Raw genomic sequence first — 573 nt, forward strand, 5'->3', positions numbered from 1 at the left:
AAGAGTTGAAGAATGACTAGGGAATGACCGTTTTGAGGCTTATTTTTTCCTGAATGATAGAGGCGATGAATGTTTACTCGTGATATGACTATAGCTGGCTTTGATGATGAAATAGCAAATGCAATTACTGCTGAAGCAACGCGTCAAGAAGAACACATTGAACTGATTGCATCAGAAAACTACACCAGCCCTCGCGTGATGGAGGCTCAAGGTTCTGCATTAACGAATAAGTATGCTGAAGGCTATCCGGGTAAGCGTTACTACGGTGGTTGTGAGCATGTTGACGTGGTTGAGCAGCTAGCGATTGATCGTGCTAAAGAGTTGTTTGGTGCTGACTACGCAAACGTTCAACCTCATTCAGGTTCGCAAGCCAATGCTGCTGTTTATATGGCGCTTTGCTCTCCCGGCGATACGGTATTGGGAATGAGCTTGGCTCACGGCGGTCACTTGACGCATGGTGCGTCAGTAAGCTTTTCCGGTCGTATCTATAACGCCGTGCAGTACGGTTTGAATGAGCAAACGGGTGAAATCGACTACGATCAGGTTGAAGCGCTTGCTCGTGAACATAAGCCA

The 573-nt window shown here is 46.8% G+C and carries 1 protein-coding gene; it reads left to right on the forward strand.

Translation table 11 applies throughout. The features are described from left to right. Positions 1-69 precede the first annotated feature (69 nt). Positions 70-573, forward strand: a 504-nt coding sequence (locus A3735_RS10430; protein ID WP_231882532.1) for a beta-eliminating lyase-related protein, incomplete at its 3' end; no start/stop codon positions are given.

The organism is Oleiphilus sp. HI0061, assembly GCF_001635675.1.